This window comes from Rhodoglobus aureus (assembly GCF_039527955.1).
Classification (GTDB): Bacteria; Actinomycetota; Actinomycetes; order Actinomycetales; family Microbacteriaceae; genus Rhodoglobus; species Rhodoglobus aureus.
Window position 1 is genome coordinate 1 of sequence record NZ_BAAAKW010000012.1, and the last position, 1,444, is coordinate 1,444.

Annotated in this window: 1 protein-coding gene and 2 pseudogenes; 1 reads left to right on the top strand and 2 read right to left on the bottom strand. The window is 58.6% G+C overall.

Translation table 11 applies throughout. From position 1 onward, the window contains the following. A pseudogene (locus tag ABD112_RS02470) lies at window positions 1-119 on the bottom strand (IS30 family transposase); the annotation flags it as partial. 14 nt (window positions 120-133) lie between these two features. Beyond that, window positions 134-1,054 (bottom strand): helix-turn-helix domain-containing protein, encoded by a 921-nt coding sequence (locus ABD112_RS02475; protein WP_425563789.1) that lies wholly within the window; start codon window positions 1,052-1,054, stop codon window positions 134-136. A gap of 144 nt (window positions 1,055-1,198) precedes the next feature. Here ABD112_RS02475 and ABD112_RS02480 point away from each other — a divergent pair. Continuing rightward, window positions 1,199-1,336, top strand: a pseudogene (locus ABD112_RS02480) (IS110 family transposase); the annotation flags it as partial. Window positions 1,337-1,444 lie beyond the last annotated feature (108 nt).

The window sequence follows — 1,444 nt, forward strand, 5'->3', positions numbered from 1 at the left end:
TTCAGTGCGCCGCGACCCTGGATATAGATCGCCTGATAGATCGTCTCGGTACTCACCCGCATCCCTTGGTCGTCGGGAAAGTCTTTCACGAGCCGGTGGCTGATCTGCTCTGGTGACCACCGCTTCCGAAGCTTCAGCTGAACATAGACGCGCAAGCCACCAGGGGATTCGAGCTTGCGTTCGCGCTGCCTCGGTCGGCGTGATGCGGCAATGCGGTGCGCCGCATACGGAAGATACCCGATCGTCGTGGCGGTGTTCCGGCGCAGTTCCCTGCTGATNCGTGAATCTGCTCACGTTCAATGAGACTCAAGAAACGAACATCGACAATCATCTCAAGGCGTGCCAGATCGACCGGCACTCCTCTCGTGTAGCTGTTACGGGGCGTCTTCACATTCGCCAGTATCGCCGCCTGCCGGTAACGGACCACACGCCCATCGGGATACTTGCGACCACCCGTGAACTGTGTGATGCCCTTGTCCCAGTCTGCCGCCGAGCGTTTATCGATACCAACTTCCTTGGCAGCTTCGCCACGGCTGAGACCATCAGCACGCAACCGCTGGAACTGCGCTCGTTGAGCACGAGTGTCTTTCCCGGTGAAGATCCCCGCCTGATGCGCCCATTTGTAACAGGTGATCCTCACGAACCCGAGTTCCTTCGCGACCGCTGACACGTTTCCGCTGAGCTTCAGACGTCGGAAGAACTCAACCTTGTCTTCGGCCGTGTAGGACCTGCTCTTCGCCCGCGGGGTTGAGATGTTCGCCTCGCGACGCCAGCGATAGCACGAGTCAACACTGAGCCCAAGCTCGGCCGCGACAGCACGCACCGTGCCGCCACGATCCAGCCGACGGAAGAACTCCTCCCGCTCCTTCGCCTTGTACTGCACATTCTCTCTACCCCTCGATCGTCCGACCACAACACACGCCCTCACATTCAGGGTGTTGCAACGATCGCTGGAATCCAAGCCCGTTACCTTGTTTATATCCCCGGATGGTGTTTGTATCTGAGGACGTTGGCCCGTCGGGTCCGGCATGATTCTTGCCCCCAGTCGTTTCATGATCCGGGGGGTGCTGTCACCGGGCCGGATTGGTATCAGGTGATCGCTAATAGGGGCCGGACTGTTGTCCAGGCCATTCGTAACGTGGATGTGAGACTCGATACCGCGGCTGACCAACAAAACGGTTCAGAGACGGGAGTAATCATGATTGAGAACTACGACTCCGTGGACGTGTTCGTTGGCGTCGACGTTGGGAAAGGGGAACACCACGCGGTCGCCTACGATCGGGCCGGGAAAGTGCTCTTCGACAAGACCCTACCCAACGACGAAACGAAACTTCGAGAGCCCGGGTTCTAGTTCGAAGTGCAACACGGTGTGGTTTGGTTCGATGATAGTTCTTGGAAGACTTCGGCGGGTGTTGCCCAGCCGAGGATTTTGCGTGGCCGGTTG